At 58.5% G+C, this 388-nt stretch carries 1 protein-coding gene; it reads right to left on the bottom strand.

The annotated features are described in order from the left end of the window. On the bottom strand, positions 1-388 hold a 388-nt coding region (locus tag J1G34_RS26975; protein WP_222994870.1), incomplete at both ends, for an immunoglobulin-like domain-containing protein.

Genomic DNA, 388 nt, shown 5'->3' with positions numbered 1-388 from the left:
GCCATTGCTCAAGGTGACGTTCACCGGGGTTTGTGCCGGGTTGGTCAATGTCGCGGTGTAAGTGATCTGACCGCCTTCGGTCACGGTGGAACCGGCCGTCAGCGTGACAGTGGTGGTATCGACCACATCAGTAATGGTGGTGACCGCAGGCGTCGTGCTCGGCACCAGGTTTTCAAAGTTGCCGCCGGTAGCGCCTGTAATAGTGGTGCTGACGGTCGAGCCATTAACGTAGACGTCATTGGCCGGGGTATCGACAACCACAGTACCCGTCGATTCCCCCGCCTTGATGGTAATCACCGAGCCATTGCTCAAGGTGACGTTCACCGGGGTTTGTGCCGGGTTGGTCAAGGTCGCGGTGTAGGTGATCTGGCCACCTTCAGTCACGTTC

This window comes from Pseudomonas sp. Wu6, from assembly GCF_019891515.1.
Classification (GTDB): Bacteria; Pseudomonadota; Gammaproteobacteria; order Pseudomonadales; family Pseudomonadaceae; genus Aquipseudomonas; species Aquipseudomonas orientalis_A.
Note: the sequence above shows the minus strand (reverse complement) of the source record. Positions and strands in the feature narration are given on the sequence as shown.